Annotated in this window: 23 protein-coding genes; 15 read left to right on the forward strand and 8 right to left on the reverse strand. The window is 55.8% G+C overall.

Translation table 11 applies throughout. The features are described from left to right. Positions 1 to 185 precede the first annotated feature (185 nt). Complete coding sequence (gene trhO / locus CCE92_RS15010; protein WP_088009390.1) at positions 186 to 1,148, forward strand: oxygen-dependent tRNA uridine(34) hydroxylase TrhO; 963 nt, start codon at positions 186 to 188, stop codon at positions 1,146 to 1,148. Between the two features lie 40 nt (positions 1,149 to 1,188). On the opposite strand, the gene CCE92_RS16330 is transcribed toward trhO, so the two are convergent. Together CCE92_RS16330 and CCE92_RS15015 are read right to left on the reverse strand one after the other, a co-directional pair. Further along, entirely contained in the window at positions 1,189 to 1,323 is a 135-nt protein-coding gene (locus CCE92_RS16330) for a hypothetical protein (RefSeq protein WP_277621528.1), read from the reverse strand. After that, positions 1,316 to 2,056: a MerR family transcriptional regulator gene (locus CCE92_RS15015; protein WP_088009392.1), complete on the reverse strand. Its 741-nt coding sequence runs from the start codon at positions 2,054 to 2,056 to the stop codon at positions 1,316 to 1,318. The genes CCE92_RS16330 and CCE92_RS15015 overlap by 8 nt, the downstream gene beginning before the upstream one ends. A gap of 258 nt (positions 2,057 to 2,314) precedes the next feature. Here CCE92_RS15015 and CCE92_RS15020 point away from each other — a divergent pair, with 258 nt between their 5' ends. Next, positions 2,315 to 3,499, forward strand: a complete 1,185-nt coding sequence (locus tag CCE92_RS15020) for an MFS transporter (RefSeq protein ID WP_088009394.1) — start codon at positions 2,315 to 2,317, stop codon at positions 3,497 to 3,499. Positions 3,500 to 3,573: 74 nt separating this feature from the next. Beyond that, entirely contained in the window at positions 3,574 to 3,990 is a 417-nt protein-coding gene (locus CCE92_RS15025) for a VOC family protein (protein WP_088009396.1), read from the forward strand. Positions 3,991 to 4,033: 43 nt separating this feature from the next. Here CCE92_RS15025 and CCE92_RS15030 read toward each other — a convergent pair whose 3' ends face one another. Next, complete coding sequence (locus CCE92_RS15030) at positions 4,034 to 4,528, reverse strand: DinB family protein (protein WP_088009397.1); 495 nt, start codon at positions 4,526 to 4,528, stop codon at positions 4,034 to 4,036. Between the two features lie 202 nt (positions 4,529 to 4,730). Here CCE92_RS15030 and CCE92_RS15035 point away from each other — a divergent pair, with 202 nt between their 5' ends. The 7 genes from CCE92_RS15035 to CCE92_RS15065 all read left to right on the forward strand — a co-directional run bounded on the left by CCE92_RS15035 (position 4,731) and on the right by CCE92_RS15065 (position 13,437). Then, entirely contained in the window at positions 4,731 to 6,212 is a 1,482-nt protein-coding gene (locus CCE92_RS15035) for an aldehyde dehydrogenase family protein (protein ID WP_088009399.1), read from the forward strand. A gap of 20 nt (positions 6,213 to 6,232) precedes the next feature. Then, a complete protein-coding gene (locus CCE92_RS15040; RefSeq protein WP_088009401.1) occupies positions 6,233 to 7,402 on the forward strand; it encodes a saccharopine dehydrogenase family protein in 1,170 nt (389 codons plus the stop codon). Positions 7,403 to 7,417: 15 nt separating this feature from the next. After that, the gene (locus tag CCE92_RS15045; protein ID WP_088009403.1) at positions 7,418 to 8,608 is read left to right on the forward strand and encodes an acyl-CoA dehydrogenase family protein; all 1,191 of its coding nucleotides are present in this window, start codon (positions 7,418 to 7,420) and stop codon (positions 8,606 to 8,608) included. A gap of 117 nt (positions 8,609 to 8,725) precedes the next feature. Then, positions 8,726 to 10,852: a beta-propeller domain-containing protein gene (locus CCE92_RS15050; RefSeq protein WP_088009405.1), complete on the forward strand. Its 2,127-nt coding sequence runs from the start codon at positions 8,726 to 8,728 to the stop codon at positions 10,850 to 10,852. Positions 10,853 to 10,953: 101 nt separating this feature from the next. Further along, positions 10,954 to 12,093 (forward strand): zinc-dependent alcohol dehydrogenase, encoded by a 1,140-nt coding sequence (locus CCE92_RS15055; RefSeq protein ID WP_088009407.1) that lies wholly within the window; start codon positions 10,954 to 10,956, stop codon positions 12,091 to 12,093. A gap of 88 nt (positions 12,094 to 12,181) precedes the next feature. Further along, positions 12,182 to 12,937 (forward strand): threonine/serine exporter family protein, encoded by a 756-nt coding sequence (locus CCE92_RS15060; RefSeq protein ID WP_088009409.1) that lies wholly within the window; start codon positions 12,182 to 12,184, stop codon positions 12,935 to 12,937. Positions 12,938 to 12,978: 41 nt separating this feature from the next. Continuing rightward, positions 12,979 to 13,437: a threonine/serine exporter family protein gene (locus CCE92_RS15065; protein ID WP_088009412.1), complete on the forward strand. Its 459-nt coding sequence runs from the start codon at positions 12,979 to 12,981 to the stop codon at positions 13,435 to 13,437. 20 nt (positions 13,438 to 13,457) lie between these two features. On the opposite strand, the gene CCE92_RS15070 is transcribed toward CCE92_RS15065, so the two are convergent. Further along, positions 13,458 to 15,473, reverse strand: a complete 2,016-nt coding sequence (locus CCE92_RS15070) for a bifunctional diguanylate cyclase/phosphodiesterase (RefSeq protein ID WP_088009414.1) — start codon at positions 15,471 to 15,473, stop codon at positions 13,458 to 13,460. A gap of 305 nt (positions 15,474 to 15,778) precedes the next feature. Between CCE92_RS15070 and CCE92_RS15075 the strand changes: the two genes are divergently transcribed. The 3 genes from CCE92_RS15075 to CCE92_RS15085 all read left to right on the forward strand — a co-directional run bounded on the left by CCE92_RS15075 (position 15,779) and on the right by CCE92_RS15085 (position 20,278). Beyond that, positions 15,779 to 17,506, forward strand: coding sequence for an ABC transporter ATP-binding protein (locus tag CCE92_RS15075; protein ID WP_088009416.1), 1,728 nt, complete (start codon positions 15,779 to 15,781; stop codon positions 17,504 to 17,506). Beyond that, positions 17,499 to 19,325 carry an ABC transporter ATP-binding protein gene (locus CCE92_RS15080; protein ID WP_088009418.1) on the forward strand — a complete coding sequence of 609 codons (1,827 nt, stop codon included), beginning with the start codon at positions 17,499 to 17,501 and terminating at the stop codon, positions 19,323 to 19,325. The genes CCE92_RS15075 and CCE92_RS15080 overlap by 8 nt, the downstream gene beginning before the upstream one ends. A gap of 107 nt (positions 19,326 to 19,432) precedes the next feature. Next, on the forward strand, positions 19,433 to 20,278 hold the full coding sequence (locus tag CCE92_RS15085) for a GNAT family N-acetyltransferase (RefSeq protein WP_162287895.1): 846 nt from the start codon (positions 19,433 to 19,435) through the stop codon (positions 20,276 to 20,278). Positions 20,279 to 20,347: 69 nt separating this feature from the next. Here the strand turns inward: CCE92_RS15085 and CCE92_RS15090 are convergent, their stop codons facing one another. After that, complete coding sequence (locus tag CCE92_RS15090; protein ID WP_088009421.1) at positions 20,348 to 20,842, reverse strand: YusW family protein; 495 nt, start codon at positions 20,840 to 20,842, stop codon at positions 20,348 to 20,350. A 151-nt stretch (positions 20,843 to 20,993) separates the two neighbouring features. Here CCE92_RS15090 and kynA point away from each other — a divergent pair, with 151 nt between their 5' ends. Next, positions 20,994 to 21,818 carry a tryptophan 2,3-dioxygenase gene (gene kynA / locus CCE92_RS15095; RefSeq protein WP_088009423.1) on the forward strand — a complete coding sequence of 275 codons (825 nt, stop codon included), beginning with the start codon at positions 20,994 to 20,996 and terminating at the stop codon, positions 21,816 to 21,818. 80 nt (positions 21,819 to 21,898) lie between these two features. Here kynA and CCE92_RS15100 read toward each other — a convergent pair whose 3' ends face one another. The 3 genes from CCE92_RS15100 to cls form a co-directional block, all read right to left on the reverse strand. Further along, positions 21,899 to 22,918: a DUF2804 domain-containing protein gene (locus tag CCE92_RS15100; RefSeq protein ID WP_088009425.1), complete on the reverse strand. Its 1,020-nt coding sequence runs from the start codon at positions 22,916 to 22,918 to the stop codon at positions 21,899 to 21,901. 85 nt (positions 22,919 to 23,003) lie between these two features. After that, entirely contained in the window at positions 23,004 to 23,867 is an 864-nt protein-coding gene (gene fakB, locus CCE92_RS15105; RefSeq protein ID WP_088009427.1) for a fatty acid kinase binding subunit FakB, read from the reverse strand. Between the two features lie 110 nt (positions 23,868 to 23,977). Then, positions 23,978 to 25,408, reverse strand: coding sequence for a cardiolipin synthase (gene cls, locus CCE92_RS15110; RefSeq protein ID WP_241536077.1), 1,431 nt, complete (start codon positions 25,406 to 25,408; stop codon positions 23,978 to 23,980). A gap of 159 nt (positions 25,409 to 25,567) precedes the next feature. On the opposite strand from cls, the gene CCE92_RS15115 reads away from it, so the two are divergent. Then, the gene (locus CCE92_RS15115; protein ID WP_088009429.1) at positions 25,568 to 26,425 is read left to right on the forward strand and encodes an SDR family oxidoreductase; all 858 of its coding nucleotides are present in this window, start codon (positions 25,568 to 25,570) and stop codon (positions 26,423 to 26,425) included. Positions 26,426 to 26,838 lie beyond the last annotated feature (413 nt).

Genomic DNA, 26,838 nt, shown 5'->3' on the forward strand with positions numbered 1-26,838 from the left:
ACAATTAGTTAGCATGCGCATACAATATATGAATTTGATTTATCTGCCAGTCTTTTGGCGAATATCCAGCAACTGCGCAGCGGCTCACCGGGCAATTGAAAATCACTGTGTTTTATTGTAAAATAGGAAAGGTTTTTTACGGAAACAGTCGTAAACAAACACATAACGCCAAGGAGGTATGATTCATGCAAAATCATACTTACAATGTACTGTTATTCTACAAATACGTGCCGATCGACGATCCGGAGACGTTCGCGGCCGAGCACCTCGAAGCGTGCAAGGAGCTCGGACTGAAAGGGCGCATCCTCGTCGGCCAAGAAGGCATCAACGGCACCTGCTCGGGCACGATCGAGCAGACGGAGAAATACATGGACATGCTGAGAGCGGATTCCCGTTTTTCTGACATCGTCTTCAAAATCGACGAAACGGATGGCCACGCGTTCAAGAAAATGCACGTGCGCCACCGCAAGGAAATCGTCAACCTGAGCCTGGCTGACGACATCAATCCGAACGAACTGACAGGCACTTACCTGGAGCCTGCTGAATTTTATAAGAAGATGCAGGATGAAAACACCGTCTTGCTGGATGCGAGAAACGATTACGAGTATGACCTCGGCCATTTCCGCGGCGCGATCCGCCCGGATATCGAAAACTTCCGCGACTTGCCGAAGTGGGTCGAAGAAAACCGGGAACTCCTGGAAGGCAAAGAAGTCCTCACGTACTGCACGGGCGGCATCCGCTGCGAGAAGTTCTCCGGCTGGCTGAAACGGGAAGGGTTCGAGAACGTCGGCCAGCTCCACGGGGGCATCACGACTTACGGCAAAGATCCGGAAGTGCAGGGCAAATTGTGGGACGGGCAGCTGTACGTCTTCGATGAGCGCATCGCTGTGCCGGTCAATCAAGTCGAGCATGTCGTCGTCGGCCGCGACCATTTCACGGGCGAGCCATGCGAGCGCTACGTCAATTGCGCGAATCCTGAGTGCAACAAGAAGATTCTGGCTTCCGAAGAAAACGAGCACAAGTATTTGCGTTCCTGCTCAGACGAGTGCCGGGAACATCCGCGCAACCGTTATGCGGCGGAAAACGGCCTGACTCCGGAAGAATTCCAGGCGCGCCTCGATGCGCTGAAAGAACAAGCCTCTGTATAATCAAACACGAAAGCAGCCGGAAGTTTCCCGGCTGCTTTTATCATTCCTCGTCTTCCGTTTCATCCGCGCACGCAAAACATAAAAGTTCCTTCCCGATATACACTCCGTTCAAGAACCCATCCATGCAGTAGACTTCCTTGCCGCAGCGGACGCACGTGCCGATGAGCTCACGCATGGTCAAGCTTCTCCGCGTAGATCAGCATCGCTTCCCGCAAGTAGACCGCGAGGCCGTCGCCGTGCTGGTCGATGCTCGCCGTGTAGCGGCTGTCGCTGACATACAGATCCCCTAGGCGGCGGAACGCGGCAGGGGAACAGTCGAACGACCGGTTCAGCAGCCGGTAGTAAGCCGCGATTTCCCGCTGGATCGCTTCATCGGAAGGGGACAGGTCCATCCGGTCCGCGATCGCACGGTAGATCCGGTCGGCTTCCGCCCCTACGTCATCCGTTTCCCCGGCGGCTGTTTCGGGTCTGGATTCGGGTGCGGCTGCAGATGCGGGCTCAGGGCTGCTTATGTAGCGGTCCGCGCTGAAATCCGGTCCTTCCAGAAACGGGCCGAACCGTTCTTCATTGGCCAAAGAAGTTTCACCGGCCAGTTCTTCACGCGTCCGGTCGATACCGGCCAGCAGTTTCTCGATGCGCGCTTTTTTCGCTTCCAGCAGTTCAGCGTGCTGGGACAGGGCGTGGGAATGGTCGAAACCGTTCGAAACGATTTCCTGGATCTTTTTCAGCGGAAAACCGACTTCTTTGAAATAAAGGATGTGCTGAAGGGACTTCAAGTCGTCATCACTGTAATAGCGGTAGCGGTTCTCCCCGACATCCGACGGCTTCAGCAGGCCGATATGGTCATAGTGGTGAAGTGTCCGGACACTGACGCCGGCAATTTTCGCTGCTTCCTGTACTTTATACAATCAATCATCACCTCTGGAAATCTTGTCTTTCCCTCCATTAAACAGTCACGGACCGTCAGCGTCAACCGGTTTCGGCAAGAAGGGCGGCGAAAAAATGAGATTGCCAACCGTTCGGCCTTTCCGTACAATGAATGCATCTGTAAAAAAGGAGTGGACGACTATGACAGTCTTTTCTGTACAGCCCCAACCCCATTCGGAGGTTCTGTACTGAAATAGGACAAAACCTCCGTCATCTTAATTAAACGGAGGATTACACAATTGACAGTTCAGCAAATGTATTACACAGTGACGGGGACGCGTTCCCTGCTCATCCAGATGGTCTTCACCCTGAATGCCATCTACTATGTATCGGTGGCGGATCTCAATCCGCTGCAGCTCGTCCTGATCGGGACGATCATGGAATTATCGGTCCTGCTGTTCGAGCTGCCGACAGGCCTCACCGCCGACCGCTTTGGACGGAAGCTCTCCCTTTGTATCGGAACCGGTGTTCTCGGCTTCGCGCACATTTTGGAGGGGAGCATACCGGAATTTTGGGCGATCGCGGCCGCTTCCGCTTTATGGGGGATCGGCTGGACGTTCATCAGCGGAGCCGAACAGGCATGGATTGCGGATGAAATGGACGGCCGGCACCTGGATGAAGTGTTTCTCCGCGGTGCCCAGATCAGTTCGTTCGGCCGTTTCCTCGGCATTGCAGTGAGCGTCGGCATCGCTTCTCTCTTCTCAGTGCAATTCACCATCGTGGCAGCCGGAATTCTACTCGGCATCCTGGCACTGTTCGCGTTCGGTCTCATGCCGGAAACGAAATTCGTAACGACGAAGCGGGAAGGCTCGACCGGGCTAGCCGATATGAAAGAAGCGCTCAGCGGGGGCTTCGGTCAGATCCGCGGCAATCGCACACTTGTTGCGCTCGCCGTCGTGACCCTAATGTGGGGCCTCGCTTCCGAAGGTTATGACCGGCTTTGGGGCGCGCTGTTCATCGAGGATTTCAACCTGCCGAATGAACAGGCGATCTACTGGTTCGGGGCGTTTTACGCCATCGCATTCCTCCTTAACATCGCGGTGCTGCGGTTCGTCGAAAAGTACGTGCAGGGCCGTTATGCATCGGTTCTGCTCGTTGCGAACTCGCTGCTCGTCCTGTCGATGGCCGGCTTCGCCTGGGCAGGGGAATTCATGGTTGCAGTGCTGCTGTTTTTCGTAACCGGCGCACTCCGCAACATCAATTATCCGCTCATGAACGTCATGACGAACGAGCGGCTCCAGTCGAAAGGACGCGCGACCGCACTGTCGATGTTCGGCCAGCTCGACGCATTCGGCCAGATTGCCGGCGGTCCGCTTGTCGGACTCATCGCGCTCTACACATCCATTTCAGGCGGTATCACCGCATCCGCGCTGCTGCTCGTGCCGGGTGTGTGGTTCATCTGGAAACTGAAAAAATTGGCCTGACGAAAAAGCTGACCGGAGAGCCGGTCGGCTTTTTGATATGATGGAAATGACAGTGAGAAGGGGGGGAAGATCAAGTGACCGGAATATTAGTCAGAGTGGGGACGGTCTACATTCCTGTAACGAACGTGGCGCTTTCCGCGAAATGGTATGCGGACAGCCTGGGAGCAGTTTGCAAATATCAGGACGGAGAGAAAGCGATCCTCGATTTTGCGAATCAAAGTTTTTTTCTAGTGAGATCGGAAAAGGGGCAGCTTGCCAATTTCGCTGATGCATCTGGAGTAGAACGTTTTTCACTGACATTTGAAGTCGACGGGCTGGCTGCGCTGAGAGATGTACATAACCATTTAAGAAGACAGGGAGTCCGCATCGGGGACATCGAAAACAGAGGGCATGCCGGCAGGAATTTTGTCTTCACCGACCCGGACGGCAATAAGTTCGATGTCTGGAGCGAATTGAGTCCTGACTTCAAGGCGGTACAACCGACGATGTAACAAAAAGAGGGCCGGATCGGCTCTCTTTTTGTGTCTATTCTATTCAACCAAACCGCCGCGCCGCCGGCCATGTGCCCTGCAGTTTGCTGAGCAGCACGATTTGACCGATATGGTAGGCATCATGCATCGCCAGGCTTTTCATTTCAAGGGCAAGCGTGCGTTCACCCGGCACCGGCGCAGAAAGGGAAGTTTCATCAGAACCGGCAAGTATTTCACCGAGTGCGCGGTGGACCGAGAACAGTTCGTCCCGGTCTTGGACCCAACTGTCGGGTGATGTGTCCGGAATCGAGAAAGTGGCGTCATTGTCTGCTGCGGCCGGTTCCTTAGCTCCTTCTCCTTTAACGCGGACGAGCAGGCGTTTTTTGTAAAACAGCAAGTGCCGGACCGTTTCCCAGATCGAGTTTGCCGGTCCTTCTTCCGGTTTCCACAGTGCCTGTTCCGCAGTCAGTTTCTCCAGCACCGGCTTCATCGGCAAAAACCAATCCTCCTCATCCAGGCAGCTCGCCCACTGCTGCATCAACAGTTCCTTTGCCTCCATGTTCGTCTCTCCTTTTCCATTTGGTTTCTTCTTTCATTATAACTGTTTAGGCGGAGTGCCTGGCACCAATTTTCAGAAAATTGGTGCCAGGCACCGGAACGGCACCGGAAAGGAACTTCTTTTTCTTACCGGCAGGATTTGGCAGACGGATGGAGAATAAGAGGATATGTAAGCGTTTTCAAAAAAGGGGAGGGGAAGCAGGATGGAGCTGATGAATTTTATCAACGGGGAATGGCAGAAAGCAGAAGGGGCGGAGTTTACCGCTGTCCTGAATCCGGCGAACGGCGAAGAGCTGGCCCGGGTGCAGCTGTCCAAGGCGGCGGACGTCGACCGGGCAGCAGCGGCGGCGAAAGCGGCGCAAAAGCATTGGGCGAAAGTGCCGGCGCCGAAACGGGCGTCGTATTTATATGAAATCGGCCGGCTGATGAAAGAGCGGAAAGAGCAGCTCGCGCAAGTGCTGACGAAGGAAATGGGCAAAGTGATCGAGGAAGGCCGCGGCGAAGTGCAGGAAGGCATCGACATGGCGTTCTACATGGCAGGTGAAGGGCGCAGGCTGTTCGGCGAGACGGTGCCATCAGAGCTGGAAAACAAATTCGCGATGAGTATCCGGGCCCCGATCGGCGTCGTCGGCCTTATCACGCCATGGAATTTTCCGGTTGCCATCGCGACATGGAAATCGTTCCCGGCGATTGTGGCGGGCAATACGTTCCTTTGGAAACCGGCGACCGAGACGCCGATGATGGCGTATGAAATGGCGAAAATCTTTAAGGAGGCGGGATTGCCGGACGGGGTGGCGAACATTGTGTTCGGATCAGGTTCGGAAGTCGGTACCGCCATGATCGACCATCCGGACATCCGCGTCATTTCCTTCACAGGCTCGACGGATACCGGCCGAAAAGTGGCGGAAGCGTGCGGGCGCAACCTGAAGAAAGTATCGCTTGAAATGGGCGGGAAGAACGCAGTCATCGTCATGGACGACGCCGATCTCGATTTGGCGGTCGAAGGCATCCTATGGAGCGCTTTCGGGACAGCCGGGCAGCGCTGCACCGCATGCAGCCGCGTCATTGTCCATAAAGCGGTGAAAGAAGAACTGCAGTCGAAGCTCCTGGAGCGGATGGAAACACTGACGATGGGGGATGGTCTGGACGAATCCGTCAAAATCGGCCCGGTCATCAACAAACAGGCGCTGGAAAAAATCCATTCCTACATCGGAATCGGTCAGGAAGAAGGCGCCCGTCTGGCCGCCGGCGGGAAAATCATGGCCGAAGCGCCGTACGATAAAGGAAATTACTATGCGCCGACACTGTTCACGGACGTCACGCCCGACATGCGCATCGCCCAGGAAGAGATATTCGGTCCGGTCATTTCGATGATCGAAGTCGGCAGCTTCGAAGAAGCGGTCGATGTGAACAATCAGGTTATCTACGGATTGTCGAGCTCGATCTTTACGCAGGACGTGAACCGTGTATTCGCAGCGCAGCGGGACCTCGACACCGGAATCGTTTACGTCAACGCGGGAACGACCGGCGCTGAAATCCATCTGCCGTTCGGCGGGACGAAAGGGACGGGGAACGGGCACCGGGATTCCGGCGTCGCCGCGCTGGACGTTTTCACGGAATGGAAGAGCGTCTATGTCGATTACAGCGGAAAACTGCAGCGGGCGCAGATCGATAACGAAATCTGACACATAAGGGGGATGGACGTATGAAAGTGGCAGTACTCGGTGCAGGACTGATGGGGAAACAGGCGGCACGGGATTTATTGCGGAATAAAAAAGTGGAGGCTGTATTTCTGGCGGACCGGGACACTGGACAGGCCGAAGCATTCAAAGCGGAATTGGCGGATGACCGGCTGGAAGTCGTACGGATGGATGCATCGGATGACGGTGAACTCGAAGGGGTCATGGCGCGTGCCGATGTGGTCATCAATGCATTGTTCTACACGTTCAACGAACGGGTCGCCAGGATGGCGGTGAAGACGGGGGTCCATTCAGTCGACCTCGGCGGCCATATCGGCGGCGCGACTGATGCGGTGCTGGAACTCCACGAAGAGGCGGCACGGAAAGGGATCACGATCATTCCTGATCTCGGGGTCGCGCCGGGCATGATTAACATCCTGGCCGGCTGCGGAGCGGAAAAACTCGATGAGGTCCGGGTGATCCGGCTGTATGTCGGCGGTATTCCGGTCGACCCGGAGCCGCCGCTTGAGTATAATCATGTCTTTTCGCTCGATGGAGTGTTCGACCACTACACAGACATATCCCATGTCATCCGGAAAGGGAAGCTTGAGGAAGTGGCTTCCCTGTCGGAGATTGAACACGTGTATTTCGAAGATTTCGGGGAACTGGAAGCGTTCCATACATCCGGCGGCACTTCCACGCTGACAGAAACGTTCCGTGACATCGACACGCTGGAATATAAAACACTCCGTTACAAAGGCCATGCGGACAAGTTCCGGCTGCTCGTCGACCTCGGGCTGACGGACCGGGACAAGACGGTCACAGTGGACGGCCATACGGTGAAGGTGCGCGAAGTGCTCCGCGAAGTGCTCACGCCGATCACGGCGCTCGGCGACAAGCGGGATGCGGTCGTGCTTCGGGTCGCGGTCTCAGGCAATAAAGACGGAGAGGCGCTTACGCACCAGTTCGACATGGTGACGGAAAAAGATGAAAAGACCGGTGTGACCGCGATGGCGCAGGCGACCGCCTATACGATTTCCGCAGTGGCGCAGATGATCGGGGAAGGGACCATCCAAAAACGCGGTGTCTGGCCGCCGGAGCTCGCAGTGCCGGGCGAAACGTATATCGAAGAAATGAAAAAGCGGGGCGTCGTGATTACGAAAACGGTCCGGCGGTCCCATTTCCAGAACACATGAGAGGGGGCTGATGGCATGGATTTCGAATTTACAGAAGAGCAGGAGATGCTGCGGCGCACCGTCAGGAAATTCACGGATGAGGAAATCATTCCGCATATCCGTGAATGGGAAGAAGCGGGCGCTTTCGACCCGGCCATTTGGCAGCGGCTCGCCGACCTCGGACTGATGGGTGTGTGCGTGCCGGAGGAGTATGGCGGCAGCGGCATGGACTACAATTCGCTCGCCATCGTCTGCGAGGAGCTCGAACGGGGGGACACGGCGTTCCGGACGGCGGTGTCGGTCCATACCGGCTTGAATTGCATGACGCTCATGCAATGGGGGACCGAAGAACAGAAGCAGAAGTTCCTCACCCCGCAGGCAAAAGGAGAGAAGATCGGGGCGTTCGGTCTGACAGAACCCGGAGCGGGGTCCGACGTCGCGGCGCTCGCCACTACCGCTGTCCGGGACGGCGATGACTACGTCCTGAACGGGCAGAAGACGTGGATCTCCCTCTGCGATTCAGCGGATCACTTTCTCGTGTTCGCCTATACAGATAAAACAAAAAAACATAAAGGCATCACGGCCTTCATTGTCGAACGGACACGTCCCGGATTTTCGTCGAAAGCGATCAAAGGGAAGTACGGCATCCGTTCAGGGAACACCGGCGAACTGTTTTTTGAAGATGTCCGGATTCCGGCGGGAAACCGGCTCGGTGAAGAAGGCGAAGGATTCAAGATCGCCATGTCGGCGCTCGACAACGGCCGGTTCACCGTGGCTGCCGGTGCGTGCGGGCTCATCCAGGCATGCCTTGAAGCCAGCGTGAAATACTGCAGGGAACGGGAGACGTTCGGCAAGCCGATCGGGGACCATCAGCTCGTCAAACGGATGCTGGCGAATATGGAGGCGGGCTATCAGATGAGCCGGCTCCTCGTGTACCGGGCGGGCGAGCTGAAGAACAAAGGGATCCGGAATACGCGGGAGACGTCGCTCGCCAAGTGGCAGGCGTGTGATTTTGCGAATCAGGCGGCGGATGATGCCTTCCAGATCCACGGGGCTTACGGCTACTCGGATGACTATCCGGTCGCCCGTTTCCTGCGCAATTCAAAGGCGCCGGTCATCTATGAAGGGACCCGGGAGATCCATACGCTGATGCAGGCGGATTACGTGCTCGGGAACCGGGAAGACCGGCCGCTGAACCGGATGCTGCCGGCCTGGCCGTTCAGCTGAGCAGGACCGAACCCGGCTTCCGGGTCCGGGACCTCCTTCAGCCGTCCACATTCCGTGAAACTTATTTTGCCGCTGGCAGTCTAATGGTAAAATAGCGGAAAGAGAGGGTGACAGGGAATGAGCAAACGGACAGGCTGGCTGCTGGTGGCCATCGTGATCGCGGCGCTGGGCGTCGGATTTGCGTTTATGATCGATAAGGTTTCGGTCAGCGCTTCCTCGGTCGTTCTGGAAGATTCAGGGCTTCGGGTGAATTTTTCCGCGCCGCTCCAGCCGGAAGCGATAGACCGCGGTGAGATTTATGTGACGGATGGATCCGGCGAGAAGCTGCAGCCGGAGATGACGATCCGCCGGGGCGGGCAGACGCTGGAAATCGCCTCACTGCCGGAAGGGGACTACACGCTGCATATCAGCGACCGGGCGCTTAAAGGCGGTTTCTTCCGGACGCTCGCCATGGACCGCATTCCGTTCACGGTCCAGCAGGAGATCCGGACCCTTTCCAAAAAAGAAGAGCTGGAAGATTATTTCGCCCGGCTGGCGAAACTGATGGAGAACGACAGCAGGTTCGGCGCATTCCTTGAAGGGGAAGCAACGGAAGAAGCCGCTTCTGCCGAATCGTCCGGTGAAGAGAGCGGCCATTCGGTGACGAACACCCAGGAGGCCGGCGTGGACGAAGCGGACATAGTGAAGACAGACGGCTCGTTCATTTATTCGGTCGAAGGCAAGGCGGTATCAATCGCGGATATCCGCAATCCCTCCGATCTGAAGGTCGCCGCTGAACTGACGTTCGGTCCGGATGTGTTCCCCGCACAGCTGATGCTATCGGGAGAGACACTGATCGTCTTCGGAAACCGTTTCACGCCTCCGCCGGCCGGTGAAGTCCACGGCATCATGCCGCAGGCGGGGATGACGTCGATTTTTCTGTACGATATCACTGACCCGGCGGCACCTGAGCTGCTGCGGGAATTCGGGACGGAAGGCCATTTGAACAGTGCGAGACTCACCGGCGGGATCCTCTATTTCGTGACGAACGTCCGGCCGATGATCTGGCACATGGAAGAGATCGGGGAGGCGGAACTCCGCCCGTCGGTGTACGACTCCAGGAATGGCGGCGAACCGGAACTGCTGGACTACGATCAGATCTCCATTTTGCCCGGCACACTGGAAGGCACCTACAGCATCATCTCTGCCATCGACATCAGCGGACCCGGACAGAACGAACTGTCGACAAAGGGCTTCCTTGGCTCCAGTGAACAGCTGTACATGACCGAGGATACGCTTTACCTGACCGCGACAGCCTACCTGCCGCCGGAACAGCAGGAGGAAAATGAAGCGGACATTGCCATCTGGGCGCCGGATGCCGCCAATACGGAGATTTTCAAGTTCGCACTGGACGGGACGGATGTCGGTTTTGCCGCCTCGGCTGAAGTGCCTGGCCGGCTGCTGAACCAGTTTTCGATGGATGAACACGAAGGCCATCTCCGTGTCGCGACGACAGAGGGCGGCTGGTGGGGAGGTACGGAACCTTCCGCGAATCATCTGTTCATTTTGGACGGGCAGCTGGAGACGGTGGGGGCACTGCGCGGACTGGCTGAAGGCGAGCGCATTTATTCGGCGAGGTTCATGGAGGATACCGCTTACCTGGTCACCTTCCGGGAGACCGATCCGCTGTTCGTCATCGATGTATCCGAGCCGGCAGCTCCTCAAGTGCTCGGGAAACTGAAAATCCCAGGGTTCTCGAATTATCTCCACCCGCTCGGGGAAGACCACTTGATCGGATTCGGTTCGGAGACAGAGCTGAAGCCGGTTGAAGGCGCGGAACCGCTCGTTATGACCGGCGGGTTGAAAGTTTCCCTGTTCGACATCAGCGACTTTTCCAACCCAATCGAGAAAGATGTGGAAATCATCGGCGGACGGGGGACATATTCTCCGATCCAGTATGATCATAAGGCGCTGTTCATCGAACCTGAACGCAGCCTGTACGGATTTCCCGTCACGATTTACGGGGAGCGGCAGGACCGCGGCATCACCCTCCAGGCGGAAGGGGCCGCTGTTCTCCGGATTACCGAGCAGGGGATCGAGCGGGCTGCGATGCTGACGGAAGAGGCGGAATCATCCGCACTCGACCCGCTCGATACGGTCCAGCGCCTGTTGTACAGCGGCGATACGCTGTATACAGTCGGAACGGACAGCATCTCCAGTTACGACTTGTCCACGTTCGAATTGATCGATGTGCTTATCCAGTGAGCGGATTGCCCGGCAGCGGAAAGAGCTGCCGGGTTTTCATGTTTTTTCCTTGGACGATCAGGGAATGGGAAACCATACTTACTGTGATGGAGGGGAAAGTAATGAAAGCGGTAACGTTCCAGGGAACAAAGGACATACAGGTAAAGGAAGTCGAAGACCCGAGACTCCAGGACCGTGATGACCTCATCGTCCGGATCACCTCCACTGCCATTTGCGGATCGGATTTGCACATCTACAACGGATCCATTCCGACATACCACGACTACGTCATCGGACATGAACCGATGGGGATCGTCGAAGAAGTTGGCCCGGATGTGACGAAAGTGAAAAAAGGTGACCGTGTCGTCCTGCCATTCAACGTCAGCTGCGGACATTGCTACTACTGTACACATGACATGGAAAGCCAGTGCGACAACTCGAACGGTAATCCGCATATCGACGCCGGAGGCTACCTCGGCTACACCCAGCGGTATGGAAATTATGCCGGCGGCCAGGCGGAATACATGCGCGTACCGTATGGAAACTTCATGCCATTCAAAATCCCGGAATCCGCGGAAGTGGACGATGAATCCGTGCTGTTTTTGTCGGATATCGTGCCGACCGCCTGGTGGAGCGTCGAAAACGCCGGTGTGAAGCCGGGCGATGTCGTGGTCGTCCTTGGCTGCGGGCCGGTCGGACTGCTGACGCAGAAATTCGCCTGGATGAAAGGCGCGAGCCGGGTCATTGCGGTGGACCATGTTCTGTACCGGATGCAGAAAGCGAAAGAAATGAATAATGTGGAAGTGTATGACTTCACGAAGCACGGCGATACAGGGGAATACATCAATGACCTGACAAACGGCGGCGCAGATGTCGTCATCGACTGTGTCGGAATGGACGGCAAGAAAAATGCGTTCGAAAAAGCAGGGATGAAACTGAAGATCCAGGGCGGCACGCTGAGCGCCATCAACATTGCAAAAGATGCGGTGCGGAAATTCGGCACCATCCAGCTGACCGGCGTGTACGGCTTGTATTACAACGCTTTTCCGCTCGGTAATATCTTCGAGCGGAACATCACGGTGAAGACAGGACAGGCGCCGGTCATCCACTACATGCCGAAGTTGTTCGACATGATCGCCAAAGGCGAGTTCGATCCGCGTGAAATCATTTCCCACATTGTCCCGATGGAACAGGCGGCAGCCGCTTACAAAATCTTCAATGACCGGACGGACGAGTGTACGAAAGTCATTTTGAAACCTTAGCGAACCACGGCCGGACACGTCTCCTGACGGGGACGTGTCTTTTTTTGCGGTTTGCGTTAAGATGATTAACGGGAAGGAGGGATGCGCAATGCATCAGGCAGGTGAAACGAGGCGTGAACTCGCACTTGAGTGCTGCCTGCTCGCTGGCAGACTGATGATTGAAGGCGGCGCGGAAACGTATCGCGTCGAAGATACGATGGAACGGATGGCCACCTCTCAGCTCATGCCGAACTCGCACTGCTCGGTCACACCGACCGGGATCATGTTTTCGCCGAGCGACGAGCAGCCGACCCGCTTTGTGCGCATCCGCTCCAGGAGGACGGACCTGAAACAAGTGGCGCTGGTCAATGCAGTTTCGCGCCGGCTCGTGGCCGGCGATTTTTCATTGCAGGAAGCTTATGAGGAACTGATGTCGATCGAGAGCAGCCATACTTCATTCGATCTGCGGCTGCAGATTTTCGCGGCTGCCGTTGCAAGCGGCTGTTTCCTGCTTCTGTTCGGCGGTGCGCGGGCCGATGTGCCGTATGCCGCGGTGATCGGCGGCACGGGGTTTATTATCACCGATCGGATCGAACGGCTGACCCGTATCCGGTTTTTCGCGGAATTCGTGGCGGCGGTCCTGATCGGGGTGCTGGCATACGCAGTCGTCGGCGTGGGGCTCGGCGAAGAATTGGATGGCATTATCATCGGTTCGGTCATGCCGCTCGTGCCGGGGCTTTTGATCACCAATGCCGTGCGGGATCTGATGGCGGGCCACTTCGTCTCCGGCTTGTCGAAAGGGGCGGAAGCTTTCCTGACGGCGTTCGCTATCGGTGCCGGGATCGCGCTCGTGCTGTCGTTTTAAAGACGTGCAGTGACGGTCCCTGAGAATAAAGGAGGGATTCGATGGCCTGGGTACTGGAAGCGGTGCTCGCTTTCCTGGCGGCTGTTTCGTTCAGCATCATATTCAATACACCCGCAAAGACGCTCGTCAGCTGCGGCATCGTCGGGATGAGCGGCTGGCTGGCGCACAGTCTGTATGTCGGCCTCGGAGGCGATCCGGTGCAGGCGACGTTCTTCGGCGCATTCATTGTGGCGATTGCCGCACACCTGCTGTCGCGGGTGTTCCGGATGCCGATGATCATTTTCAGCGTCTCCGGCATCATCATGCTGGTTCCGGGCGGCCGGGCGTTCAATGCGATGCTCAATGTCGTCGAAAACGACTATCTGACCGCGATGGGTTATGCGGGGGAAGCGCTGATGATTTCAGGAGCGATCGCGATGGGCCTCGTATTTGCGGAAGTATTCATGCAGCTCATTTTCAAACCGAAACACCGAAAACGTGAAAAAGGAGCATCCCTCTGACGGGACGCTCCTTTTGTCTGTTATTCACCGGATTTCAGCCACCGTTCGAGCTCGGACGCTTCGACGGGGTGGCCTGAAAGGTAGCCTTGTGTCACATCGCAGCCGAGCGACCGCAGCACCTCGAACTGCTCGTTCGTCTCGACGCCTTCCGCAATGACTTTGAAGTCCATCGATTTACCGAACTGGATCATGCCGCTGACCAGTTTCGGCATTTTCTCCTGCTGACTGAGTGCCTGGATAAACTGCTTGTCGATTTTGAGCTCGGAAATCGGAAGGAGCTGCATGTATCGGAAAGAGGCGTAGCCTGTTCCGAAATCATCGAGCGCGAACGTCACACCGCTTTGCTGCAGCAGCATCATCTGCCGGGTGATGGACCGTTCCGCTTCCGCTTCGAGCGCGAACTTTTCCGTGATCTCCATCGTCAGCATATTGGGACTGCAGCCGTTCTGTTCCAGGTGTTCCTGTACGAGCCGCGCCATATCCTTATCCCGGAATTCCCGGACGGAAGAGTTGATGCTCACGTGGAGCTGGATTCCGCGGGAAGCCCAGTCCTTCATCTGGCGGCAGACGCTTTCGAGCACGAACAAGCCGATGTCGTGGATCAGACCGGTCTCTTCCGCGATGGGGATGAGTTCATCCGGTGAAACGATCCCGGCTTCCTCATCCCGCCAGCGGACGAGCGCTTCCGCGCCGGTGATCCGGCCGGTCAGGATATCGACCTGCGGCTGATACAGCACTTGAAGGTCATTGCGGTCCAGCGCATGGAGAAGGCGCTTTTCGATCAGCGCTTTCCGGTTCAGCCGGTCGTGATCATGCGGAGACAGCGCGGAAATGGTGCCGCCGCCCTGGCTTTTCACCTTGTCGATCGTGGCATGCGAAGCCTTCATCAAATGGATGAACGACTGCTGGTCCTCCGGATAGCGGGTGATCGATCCGCTGATTTTCAGCGGGATCGCAGAGCCGCGTATGTAGATGGGATGCTGCTGGAGGTAATGGACGAACCCTTCGATGAACCAGTCGCTGAGCGGTGTGACAAGCGCGAATTCATGGATGCCTGTCCGGGTGATCGCCGTATCCGAGAAATACATGCGGAGCCGGTTCGTGAATTCCGTGAGAAGCTCATTTTCCACGTCCGCATCCGACACATCGGTCAGCGTATAGAACTGGTCGATGTTCAAGTAAACGAACGAAAAATGGCGTTCTTCCTGGATGGCTTCGTTCACGATCTGTTCGAGCCGGTGCCTGTTTTCAAGTCCCGTCACCGGATCGATGAACGCGACTTCCTCCAAGTGATCCTGGAACTGCTTGATTTTCGTAATGTCCCTTGCCAGGAAGATATAGTACTTTTCGTCTTCAGGCAGGAGCATCGGGATCGCCGTCAAGTTCACCCAATAGCGTTCCCCGTCTTTTTTCATTTTCTTCGCTTCGCCGGTCCACGTCTTGCCGCTTTCCAGCGTATTCAGGATGTTTTCCACGAACTGGCGGTCTTCCGGCGTATCGGCGAACATTTGCCAGACCGGCCGCCCGATGATCCGTTTCGGCGTCCACTTGCTGTTTTTCAGGAACAAGGGGTTAGCATATGTGATCAAATGATCTTTATCGAAGTAGAGCATCATGAACGACTCGCTGAGCCCGTCCCGGAGGCTGGTCAGTTCCTGAAGCGTCGTATCGCTTTCTTCGAATTCGTCGAGTTCGAACAGCGTCATCACGAACCGGCTGCTGCCGGAAGTGAACGCTTTGGCGACCATCGTCGTCGCCGTGTGGCTTCCGTCATGCAGACGGACTTCCACATTCTCGAACCGGACCGGATGGCGGCTCCGGAGGATCTTCTCCCAAGACGTCTTGAACTGCGCCGCTTTCTCCTGGCGCATGAAGGGGAAATATTCCCCTTTTACATCTTCCAACTGTATATGAAATGCCCGTTCCGCGTGCTGGCTGCACCAGACGACACAACCGTCTTTATCTGTTATGACGATCGGGAATGGGATATGATTAAAAACGAGATTGCTGGAAAGCAATTCCTGCCACTCACTCATCACAAGACGCCCCTTTATATAGTTCTGGGTTTTATTATAGATAAAAATAGTGATACCGTCATTAGTTTCCGGAACATCGGTGCTAAAAGTCCCTGAATATTTATTTAACTTAAGGTCTTTTTCACGAATAAATATAGATTTTTGCTTTCATTTTCCGGGAAAAAGTGCCTGACAGTTCTGGTGCTTCTGAAAGTTGCAGCAGCGGAGGCGATTCGGCAGCAGTTGAAACTACAGTTCTGTCCTGGAATATGGCATACTGGTGGAAGAATTATTCGAGTATCGAAAGGAAAAGGAGGCGGGCGGCAGTGAAGACAGTCTATTCCTACGCATGGCCATACAAAAAATACATTGCGGTTGCGCTGCTGCTCATGCTGACCGAACTGGCGGTCGAGCTGCTCCAGCCGCTCATCATCGCCCGGATCATCGATGAGGGGATCGTCGCCGGTGACCGCCAGGCGATTCTGATGTGGGGCGGCGTGCTGATGGCGCTCGCCTTCACGGCGTTTGCGGCGGGAATCATCAACTCGTTTTTCGCCGCCCACGCATCCCAGAGCTTCGGCTTCGACCTGCGGCAGGGACTGTTCCGGCGGATCCAGTCATTTTCATTGGCTGCTTTCAATAAATTCCCTTCCTCCGGGCTGATCACCCGGCTGACGAGCGATGTCACGATGGTGCAGAACGTCCTCTACATGAGCCTGCGGATCATGCTCCGTGCGCCGCTTCTTGTCCTCGGCAGCGTCATCATGGCGTTCGTCGTCAATCCGTCGCTCGCGTTCTATCTTGTCATCCTGGGGCCTTTCCTGCTGTTGTTCCTCGTCCTGATGGTCCGGCGGGGGGTCCGGCTGTTCGGACAGGTGCAAAAGCGGCTGGATAAAGTGAACCGGGTGAGCCAGGAGAACCTGCAGGCGGTCCGGCTGATCAAGGCGTACTTGCGCGGGAAATTCGAATCGGACCGCTTCAGCACCGTCGCTTCTCTGCTGAAGATGGACACGGTCCGGGCTTTCCGGGTCATGGAGACCGTCATGCCCGTGCTGCTGTTCGGCATGAACGTGTCGCTGCTCGCGGTCATCTGGTTCGGCGCCCGGCAGATCGGCCAGGGGGACGCGCAGATCGGGGAACTTGTCGCCATCATCAACTATGCGACCCGGATGACGATCGCCTTTTCCATGTTCGCCTTCATTATTATGGCGTACGCGCGCGCGAAGGCATCAGCCGGCCGGATCGAAGAAGTGCTCACCGAACGGGACGGCGGCGAACAGGAAGAACCGGGACAGGCGGATGCCGTCAAGGAAGGGGAAGTGGTGTTCGACCGGGTATCCTTCACGTATCCCGGAACCGATGTGAAGGTACTGGATGATATCTCGTTCCGGCTGGCGCCGCGCGAAAAACTCGCGATTATGGGAGCGACGGGTGCGGGGAAATCGACACTTCTCCAGCTCATTCCGCGCTTTTACGCGCCGACGGAAGGACGCGTGCTGATCCATGGCCGGGACGTGCGGGATTGGGCGCTGCGGCCGCTCCGCCAGACGATCGGCGTTGTGCCGCAGCAGTCGCTGCTGTTCACGGGGACGATCACCGACAATTTGTCTTGGGGGAAAGAGGAAGCCGCCGGACCGGAACTGTCGCAGGCGGCAAAGAAAGCGCAGATCCATGAAACGGTCGAGCGTTTTCCGAAAGGCTACGGAACGAGAGTCGGGCAAAAAGGAGTCAACTTGTCAGGCGGTCAGAAGCAGCGCCTGTCGATCGCCCGCGCGCTTGTGCGGAAGCCGTCTGTTCTCATTTTGGACGATTCGACAAGCGCACTCGATGTGAAAACGGAAGCTGCGCTGTGGAAGGAGCTGGAGCAGGAACAGGCGACGATGCTGGTCGTTACGCAAAAAATCCGGACAGCGCTGAAAGCGGACCGGATTTTGCTCCTGGACGGCGGGAGGATCGAAGCGTACGGCACGCATAAGGAACTTCTCGAATCTTCCGTACTCTACAGACAGATTGCGCTTTCGCAGCAGGAGGAAGAGGTGAACGAATATGTTTGATGCCATCCGGCGGCCGTTCGGTTATGAACCGCTGCTGAAAAAAGCGGACCTGGACAAAAAAGCGGCCAAAAAAACAGAGCGGGCGAACGACTGGAAATCGACACTCTTGAACATCTGGCGGCTTGTCGATGAGCAGCGGGTGCTGCTGATCACCGTGCTTGCGCTTGTCGTCGTCAGTTCCGGCCTGACGCTCCTCGGTCCGTACCTGGTCGGCTATATGGTCGATGCGTTCATCGTCCCCGGCGAATTCACGGGGATGGGGTCGGTCGTCCTTTGGCTGGTCGCCGTGTATGCGGGGCTGTCTGTGGCGCTCTATCTCCAGAATTATTGGATGGTCGGCATTGCCCAGCAGGTCGTTTACCGGATGCGGACCCGGCTGTTCAGTCATATGCAGCAGCTGCCGGTCACTTTTTTCGATAAACGGCAGCACGGCGAACTGATGAGCCGCATGACGAATGATATCGAAAATGTCAGTGTCACATTGAACAGTTCATTCATCCAAGTGTTCTCGAGCATCCTGACAGTCATCGGGACAGCGGTGGTCATGATTACGCTCAGTCCCATCCTGACGGTCCTCACGCTGGTCGTCATACCGGTCATGTTCATGGCCATCCGGTGGATCACGAAGCGGACGAGCCGGCTTTACAAGGAACAGCAGAAAGCGATCGGGGAACTGAATGGCTATATCGAGGAAACGGTATCCGGACAGCGGATCATCAAAGCGTTTTCGCAGGAGCCGCGTGTGTTCGACGAGTTCACGGATAAAAGCGCACATCTGCGGCGCACCGCGTTCTGGGCCTGGACATATGCCGGGTTTATTCCCAAAGTGATGAACTTCCTGAACAATGCAAGCTTTGCGCTCGTGGCCGGTGTCGGCGGGATATTGGCGCTGACGACTGAGCATGTGACGATTGGTGTCATTGTGATCTTCACTGAGTATGCCCGCCAGTTCACGCGGCCGCTCAATGACCTGGCAAACCAGTTTAATACTGTGCTGTCCGCGATCGCCGGTGCCGAACGGGTTTTTGCGATTACGGAAGAGCCGGTCGAACGGGATGACGCCGAGGGGCATCGGGATGCGGTGCTGAAGGGCGGGGTCGAATTCGACCGCGTTTCGTTCAAGTATGAAGGGACCGACGAGGAGTGGACGGTCCGGGATATCTCGTTCGCTGTCCGGCCGGGGCAGACGGCGGCGCTCGTCGGCGCGACAGGAGCCGGGAAGACGACGATCATGCAGCTCCTGGCCCGGTTTTATGATGCGAATGAAGGCGAGATCCGCCTGGACGGCATTCCGGTTACGGATATGCCGCGGGAGACATTGCGGCGCCAGATCGCCTTCATCCTGCAGGATCCGTTCCTGTTCGAAACGAGCGTCCGCGAAAACATCCGCTATGGCCGGCTGGACGCGACCGACGAAGAAGTCGAAGAAGCGGCGAAGAAAGCGAATGCCCATGACTTCATCGAAAAACTGCCTGACGGATACGATACGGTCATCGAAGGGGACGGTTCGATGATCAGCCAGGGGCAGAAACAGCTCCTGTCGATCGCAAGGGCCCTCGTTGCAGATCCGGCCATCCTGCTGCTCGACGAAGCGACGAGCAGCATCGACACGGTGACCGAACTGCGGATCCAGGAAGCGCTGGAACGGCTGATGGAAGGGCGGACAAGTTTTGTGATCGCGCACCGGCTCAACACTGTCCGCCAGGCGGATCTCGTGTTCGTCATGGAGCTCGGCGAACTTGTCGAGTCCGGCACGCAGGAAGAGCTTGTAAGCCGCAATGGACGCTATACGAAAATGCTCGAAGACGCCAAACTGTGACCGTTCCGGATTCCTGGCCTGTCTGGCCGACAATAAACAGATGGCTCTATTTGAATCGGCGGGTTTATGGTAGTATAGACTGAAAACAGGCAGGAAGGATGAAGCGGATGGAGCTTTCATTATCCATCGAGTCGTTTCCGCTCAGCGCTGAAACCGCCGGGGATATGCTGCGGCTGCTGGACGGACTCGAAACAGACTACCGGACAGTCACCGGCGCGGCGGTCTGGCGCTCTGATGACGCCAGAGGATTTGCGGTGCTGGCCTATACGGATAAAGGGGAATTGAAGGGGTTCGCGACGGCGATCGATATCGTCAACATGCACCATTACGAATGGTCGGCTGTCGTGGCTCCGGATCTCCGCCGGCTGGGCATCGGCAAAGCACTGGCGGAAGGGATCCATCATGGACTCGAGCAGCGGGGAGCTGAAGGGGCGCTCGCCGCCTGTATTGAGGAAGACGGGACCGATGAGTTTTTGGACAGCCTCGGATACGTCTCCGAATTCAAGGAAATGCAGCTGCGAGCGAAACCGCGCCCTGATTTCAGCCTGCCGGCAGGGGTGATCGTCGCGCCCGCTGAAGGGGAAGATGGCGCAGACGAGGCGGCACATGTTCTTGCAGCTGCATTCGATGATGATATCCTGCCGGTGCTGGCGCATAACATAGCCGATTCGGCGCGCCTCGTCTGGCTGATGAAGGCGGAAGAACGGACAGTCGCTTCAGCGACGACATTCACGGAAGATGACTGTCTGTGGATTACGGCGCTGGGAACTCATCCGGAAGCCCGTGGGAACGGGTATGGGGAGGCGTTTCTTCACTGGAGCCGGAAACTTGCGGCCGATTTGGGACTGTCCGGCGTCATGCTGGACGTGGAGACGGACAACGACGCAATCCGGCTATACGAACGGGCCGGTTTTCTTCCTGTGGAAACAGTAGCTTACTGGCGCAGACAATAGCGGCGCATAATAAAAAACGGACTGTCCGGAGTCGGTGGAAACCGATTTCCGGTCAGTCCGTTTTTCAGCTTATAATTCCGCTTCATATTCTTCTTCCGTTCCGTCTTCATAAGTGACCGAAACAGATAGCGATTCATATGCGCCGTCGATTCCGAAAGCCTCGGCGACAGCTGCGAGCACTTCTTCGTCAGTCATCTCCGGATCGATTTCCAGTTCTTGAATCGCCGGCTCGATCGCATCCCAGGCGTCATTCCCTTCGACGTCCACTTCTTCTGCGGCATTCTGATATTCCGCTGTTACATCATCGCGTTCTTCTTCGTAGCTTGCATAGAAATCGCCGCCTTCCGCCAGTACGGCTTCCACTTCAAGATCCGTGAACCCGAAAGCGACACCGCCTGCTTCGTCCACACCGCCGCCCGGATCAGCTTCTTCAGGCGTTTCAGCGGGAGTAGGGAGTTCATCACCGACATGCTCCGTGACTTCGTCGCCGGAATCACAGGCTCCAAGCGCCAGAATGGACGCGAATCCGATTCCGGCGGCGATTCTGTATTTATTGCGCCCCATAGACGTTCACCCTTTCCAATACTAAGTACGTAGTGTTCTTATTCCCCATTTTTAAAAAATCAATCATAAAGGCGGATGGCAAGTGATGGACAGACAGCTACAATGAAGGAAGACAGCCGAGCGGAAGAAGAGTCAGGGAGGTTAGCGGTGTATGGATCAAAGCGAACACGGAATCCGGACGGATTTCAAAGAAGACATGACATACGGGGATTACCTGCATCTGGAGAAGCTGCTGGATGCCCAGCAAGAACTGAGCGGACATCACGATGAGACCCTTTTTATCATCATCCATCAAGTATCCGAGCTGTGGATGAAACTGATTCTGCACGAGCTCCGGGCGGCGATCCGCCACATTGATTCGGATGATTTGCAGCCGGCGTTCAAGCAGCTCGCCCGCGTGTCGAAAATCCAGGAACAGATCATTAAAGCGTGGGATGTGCTTGCGACCATGACACCGGCGGAGTACATGGAATTCCGGGGTGCGCTCGGAAATGCGAGCGGTTTTCAGTCGTTCCAGTACCGGCTGATCGAATTTACGCTCGGGTACAAAACGCCTCATGTCCTGGCGATTTACGAAAAGGATGAAAAATTGCACGAAGAACTGCTGGACGCGTACCGTTCACCGGGATTATACGATGCGGCGATCCGAAAGCTGGCGAGGAGCGGGTTCACGATCGATCTGGACGTGCTGGACCGGGACCCTGAGGAATCACACGAATCGGATGCCAGCGTGGAGGAAGCGTGGAAGGAAGTATACCGGAACACCCCCAGGCATTGGGAACTGTACCAGCTGGCGGAGAAATTGGTCGATATCGAGGATTGGATGCAGCAGTGGCGCTTCCGCCATATGAAAACAGTGGAGCGCATCATCGGATTCAAGAAAGGGACTGGCGGCTCGTCGGGTGTCAGTTATTTAAAGCGGGTGCTCGATCATTCCTTCTTCCCGGAACTGTGGGCGATCCGTTCGGAACTCTAGCGGCCCGCGGGAGCAGAAAAGACGGACGCAAAAAAGCGGCCAGAGGGAATCGGTTCCTCTTGCCGCTTTTTCGCATTCATTCACCATTTCGCATAGTAGTCTTCCGCTGAGCCGAGAAGCTGCCGGATGTTCAGTTTCCGGCCATCGGGATAGCGGACGTACCCCTTGAAATAGCCGTACACTTGATGGATCTCCGATTTAAGAAGACGCAGGTTGCTTTTCGCGGCTCTTTCAAAAAACGGGAAGAAATCCAGGCGGACATCATCTGAGAACTTTGTCCGTATTTCCCAGGGAACGGTGTAATCCGTGCGGCTGTAATTGAAGAAAACATCCTCGTGGATCTTCACCATTTCCCCGTCGACAAAAAAGGCGTTTTCGGTCATGCCCGTTCCGTCGGTCCATTTCCCGCCGAAATTGAGACCGATGATCCTGCCATCGACCCGCTGGGAAGCGATCGCCCAGTTCCTCGCTGTTTCACGGGGCCAGATGCCCCGGCTGCAGTCGAGGAACGCAAAACTGTCATAAGGGTCGAATTCATACTTCCGGTCGCCGATCCGGACCGATCCTTTCACGGGAAGGGACGGGTACTTGCCGGTAAGCTGAAACAAGTTACGGCTGCGCGGGATGACGACGTTCAGGGAGTCACAGGAATCGGGATGCCGGATTTCCAGTTCAGCATGAAGGGTTTCATTATCAAAGTCATCCGCTTCAATGGACATTTCTGTTTTTCCATCGCTGTCTTTAAGTTCGATGGCCAGGCCTTCATGTGAAAAATGACACGATTCGAACGCTTTCGATCCGATCCTCATCGACTTTGGAAACGGGAGGACAATGGACTTTTCATGGAATCGCTGGTTGTCGTAATTCAAAAAATACACCGAGCAGGCGACAGCATAGTCAAAGTGGCTGACGGTCATGGAGAAGGAGATTTCCGGTCCGAAAACGCACCAGTGATTCCAGCGCTTTTTCCGGAGGAAATGGCCGCGGAGATTGCTTTCGATCAGCGGCTGTCTTGCAAAGCCGATTGCTTCCGGATTCAGCTGCCCCTTTTCGTTACAGAGGCGGACGGGATCCGTGATTTCCCTTTCCAAATGCTGCATATGAACCACCTCGCGCATCGCGTTCTGCTTTCATTGTAACAAATCCTTACAGAAACTGCCGTCAGGAGGCGGTGGGCTGATCGGATTATTTATAGACAGCAGGTTCGCTGCGCCACAATAGGGCGATTGTCCCTTCTCCAGCATGAACTGCCAGCACGGTGCTCAATTCACCGATCAGGATATGGGCGTGGGGGATCTCCTTCAGAATTTCTTCACGGAGGGAAACCGCTTCTGTAATGACATTGGCCTGCATGATCTGGAACTTCGAGGTCCCGTGTTCCCGGTAGCTTTCAACAGCGCGGTCCACCAGATATTGCATCGCTTTTTTCTGTGAACGGACTTTGTCGATCGGCTCCAGTTGCCCGTCTTCTGTTATCTGCACAATCGGTTTCACTTTTAGCAGGCTGCCGAGGTAGTACTGGACGCCGTTCATCCTGCCGCCCTTGTAAAGCTGTGTCAGGTTGCCGATCGTAATGTAATTTTTGAAGTCCACCGTTTCGTTTTGGAGCTGCTCCGCGATCTGTTCCGGCATCAGCCCTTGCTGCTGCAGGTTAAGCCCGCGCTCAAGAAGTCCGGTGATGCCGTAGGAAAGAGCGAGTGAATCCACAGCATGCAGCTTGAAACCGGCCATTTCCGCTCCCGAGACGGAAGAGGCGAGTGTGCCGCTGAGCCGGGAAGAGCCGTGGACGGCTATGCCGCACTCATATTCTTCCCGTAATTGCTTGTACAGCTCCTCGAATTTTCCGGCGGAAGGCTGGGAAGTTTTAGGGAATTCCTCTGCTCCCTGGATCCGTTCGTACAACTCTTCAGAAGTCAGATCCACCGCGTCCTCGAATGTTTCCTGCCCAAAATGGATATTGAGCGGAACCACATATACATCCGGGTTCTCCCGCATCTCTTCCGTTACAAAACTCATGGAATCGGTAATCCAGGCAATCGGTTTCTTCACTTGAAATCATCCCCGTCTCTTAGAAAATTCTGATAAATAAACTATACCATATACTTAAGCGGTAAAGACAGAAGAAAGACGGCTGGGCAGCGCGCCGGCCGTCTCTCTCATCAAAGAAGCGGACCCAGCAATCTGGCAAACCGGTGCCGGATACGGGTCGTAATGCTGCGCTGATCGAAAAACTCCTGTGTCAGCTGGCTGGAGAGCGCTGTATCACGCTGGAAGATTTCAGTCATTTTTTCAGCTGCTTCCCTGTCGTATATGAAGGCATTCCCTTCAAAATTCAGCTTCGAACTCCTGACATCCATGTTTGCAGAGCCAAGGGTGAAGGCCTGTCCGTCAATCAGGATCAGTTTCGCATGAAGAAAGCCATTGTGGTAGGCATAGATTTTCACTCCGGCATCCAGCAGGTCTTCAGCGAATGACAAAGTGGCGGAATGGACGAACGGGTGGTCCGACTTATCGGGAATCATGATCCGGACATCGATCCCGCTCAGCGAAGCGACACGGAGCGCATCAATGAGTGTGTTTTCCGGAACGAAATACGGCGTCTGTATGAAAATGTTCTTCTCGGCAGCCGTTATCAGTTTCAGGAATCCGTTTTTGATTTGTGTATACGGATCATCCGGTCCGCTCGGGACGAACTGGATCGATGCGCCGTCCCTGTCTGGAGCGACAGGAAAATACGTGTCGGCATATTTGACCGGATGGGTAGCGGAAGCTTCATTCCAATCAAGGAGGAAGCGGTGCTGCAGTGTGTGGACCGCTCCGCCGGTGATCCGGAGGTGGGTATCCCGCCAGAATCCGAAAGCCGGTTTTTTTCCGAGGTACTCGTCCCCGACGTTGAATCCGCCGGTATAGGCGACAGTGCCGTCGATGACCGCGATTTTCCGGTGATTCCGGTAATTCATGTTCGAATTGAGGACCGGCAGCTTCGATGGCATGAAAGCCTGGGCTTTTCCGCCGGCTTCGATGAACGCTTCCAGGAAATCCCCCTTCAGGGAATCGGATCCGACATCGTCGTACAGGAGCAGGACCTTGACTCCGGCGCTCGCCTTTTCCGTCAGCAAGTCGATCAGTTCCTGCCCGAATGAGTCCTTCCGATAAATGTAATACTCCAGGTGGATGTGGTCCTTCGCCTGCCGGATATCGTCGAACAGGGCTTTGAACTTTTCCTTTCCATCCGTGAAAATACTTAATTTATTGTTATCGGTAAGCGGCGACAGCGACGTGGCGACGTTCATCCGCACGAGACCCTTGAGTTTTTCGGGCACAGAATCGGGGTAGGAGTACGTTCCATCCAATATGGCCTGCCGCTGCCTGTCGGAAAAAGCGGTCAGTTCCCCGTTCTGGTATGCAGACTGTTTTTTGAGGTTTTTCTTCCGGAACGAGCGGCCGAAAAAGAAGTACAAGAAAAAGCCGATGATCGGCAGGAAAAACAGCACCATGATCCACGCCCAGGTGGATGAGGGGTTTTTGCGCTCATAGAAGACAACGATGAGAGCCAGAACGATATTGAACAGAAAAAAGAAATTGCTCACTTCGCTCCAGCCCGGGAAAGAGATGAATGGAATCGTCTTTCACTCCCTTCAGGCTTTTTCCCCATTGTACACGATTTGGCACAAGGGCGCCGGTTTAATCCGGGAAGGACCGGGAAAACTTCTGACAGGACGAAATAAACGAAGAAAGGTGAGTGCAGCATGAATAAGAACAAACCGCAGGATATGCCGCCACAGCACCAGCAGCATCAGCCCGGGACAGAATCGGGCATGACACCGCGTCCGGAATTCCGGGAAAATCTGGCCGGAAAAGCGCAGCGCTTGAAAGGGAAGACGGCACTGATCACAGGGGGCGACAGCGGGATCGGCCGGGCAGTCGCCGTCGCGTTCGCCAAAGAAGGAGCCGATGTGGCGATCGTTTTCCTCGACGAGCATGACGATGCGAAGGAAACGAAGCGGCTGGTCGAGGAAGCCGGCCAGCAATGTCTGCTGATTTCGGGAGATCTCGGCGAAGAGAAATTCAGCGGGGAAGTGCTGAAGCAGACTATCGACCAATACGGAAAACTGGACGTGCTTGTGAACAATGCCGCTGAACAGCATCCGCAGCCATCGCTTGAGGAAGTATCGGCTGAACAGCTTGAGCGGACGTTCCGGACCAATGTATTCGGCATGTTCCATCTGACAAAAGCCGCGCTTCCTCATCTGAAGGAAGGGGCATCGATCATCAATACGACATCGATCACGGCGTTCCGGGGCGAGCCGAATCTCATCGACTATTCCGCGACGAAAGGGGCTATCCTGGCGTTCACCCGTGCGCTGTCACAATCATTGGTCGAAAAGGGCATCCGCGTCAACGGCGTGGCTCCGGGACCGATCTGGACCCCGCTCATCCCAGCTTCATTCGATAAAGAGAAAGTGGACAAATTCGGCCAGAACGTACCGATGAAGCGGCCGGGCCAGCCGGACGAACTGGCGCCGGGCTACGTCTACCTCGCGTCGGACGATTCGTCTTACGTCACAGGACAAGTCCTGCATATCAACGGCGGCGTGCCGCTATAGAAAAACAGAACGGTTCCTTCCGATGGACTCGGAAGGAACCGTCAGGCTGTTGAAAAAGAGATCGGACAGTCATCGGCCTGCTGCGATGCAAGTGAGCGGCATTCCTTGTGAAAGGGAATGGGAAAAGAGAATACAAAAAGGCGGGAAGAGGGCGTGAATTCCTCTTCCCGCCTTTGCGATCGGCAGGCTTGCTGCTGAAAGAAGGAGACGGCAGGAGCAAGCGGCGTTTTCGCAGCGAATGCGTGTCCCTTCGAGCAGGATCCTTAAACGATGACGGATCAAAGGGTTTTTGGGAAAGTCTCTTTATTGTTTGGTTGGATTTATGCGCGTTCAGCCGGATTTATGCGCGTTCAGCCGGATTTATGCGCGTTCAGCGGGATTTATGCGCGTTCAGCGGATTTATGCGCGTCGCG

It is taken from the genome of Indiicoccus explosivorum (assembly GCF_002167005.1).
Taxonomy (GTDB): Bacteria; Bacillota; Bacilli; order Bacillales_A; family Planococcaceae; genus Indiicoccus; species Indiicoccus explosivorum.

Bases quoted from the DNA above. Each gene is read 5' to 3' on its own strand.
- kynA (WP_088009423.1), top strand. From the start codon at position 20,994: ATGGATCAAAGCGAACACGGAATCCGGACGGATTTCAAAGAAGACATG.
- CCE92_RS15115 (WP_088009429.1), top strand. From the start codon at position 25,568: ATGAATAAGAACAAACCGCAGGATATGCCGCCACAGCACCAGCAGCAT.
- CCE92_RS15070 (WP_088009414.1), bottom strand. From the start codon at position 15,473: ATGAGTGAGTGGCAGGAATTGCTTTCCAGCAATCTCGTTTTTAATCAT.
- CCE92_RS15085 (WP_162287895.1), top strand. From the start codon at position 19,433: ATGGAGCTTTCATTATCCATCGAGTCGTTTCCGCTCAGCGCTGAAACC.
- CCE92_RS15040 (WP_088009401.1), top strand. From the start codon at position 6,233: ATGAAAGTGGCAGTACTCGGTGCAGGACTGATGGGGAAACAGGCGGCA.
- CCE92_RS15050 (WP_088009405.1), top strand. From the start codon at position 8,726: ATGAGCAAACGGACAGGCTGGCTGCTGGTGGCCATCGTGATCGCGGCG.
- CCE92_RS15090 (WP_088009421.1), bottom strand. From the start codon at position 20,842: ATGGGGCGCAATAAATACAGAATCGCCGCCGGAATCGGATTCGCGTCC.
- CCE92_RS15060 (WP_088009409.1), top strand. From the start codon at position 12,182: ATGCATCAGGCAGGTGAAACGAGGCGTGAACTCGCACTTGAGTGCTGC.
- CCE92_RS15030 (WP_088009397.1), bottom strand. From the start codon at position 4,528: ATGGAGGCAAAGGAACTGTTGATGCAGCAGTGGGCGAGCTGCCTGGAT.
- CCE92_RS15065 (WP_088009412.1), top strand. From the start codon at position 12,979: ATGGCCTGGGTACTGGAAGCGGTGCTCGCTTTCCTGGCGGCTGTTTCG.
- trhO (WP_088009390.1), top strand. From the start codon at position 186: ATGCAAAATCATACTTACAATGTACTGTTATTCTACAAATACGTGCCG.
- CCE92_RS15045 (WP_088009403.1), top strand. From the start codon at position 7,418: ATGGATTTCGAATTTACAGAAGAGCAGGAGATGCTGCGGCGCACCGTC.
- CCE92_RS15100 (WP_088009425.1), bottom strand. From the start codon at position 22,918: ATGCAGCATTTGGAAAGGGAAATCACGGATCCCGTCCGCCTCTGTAAC.
- CCE92_RS16330 (WP_277621528.1), bottom strand. From the start codon at position 1,323: ATGCGTGAGCTCATCGGCACGTGCGTCCGCTGCGGCAAGGAAGTCTAC.
- CCE92_RS15055 (WP_088009407.1), top strand. From the start codon at position 10,954: ATGAAAGCGGTAACGTTCCAGGGAACAAAGGACATACAGGTAAAGGAA.
- CCE92_RS15035 (WP_088009399.1), top strand. From the start codon at position 4,731: ATGGAGCTGATGAATTTTATCAACGGGGAATGGCAGAAAGCAGAAGGG.
- CCE92_RS15080 (WP_088009418.1), top strand. From the start codon at position 17,499: ATGTTTGATGCCATCCGGCGGCCGTTCGGTTATGAACCGCTGCTGAAA.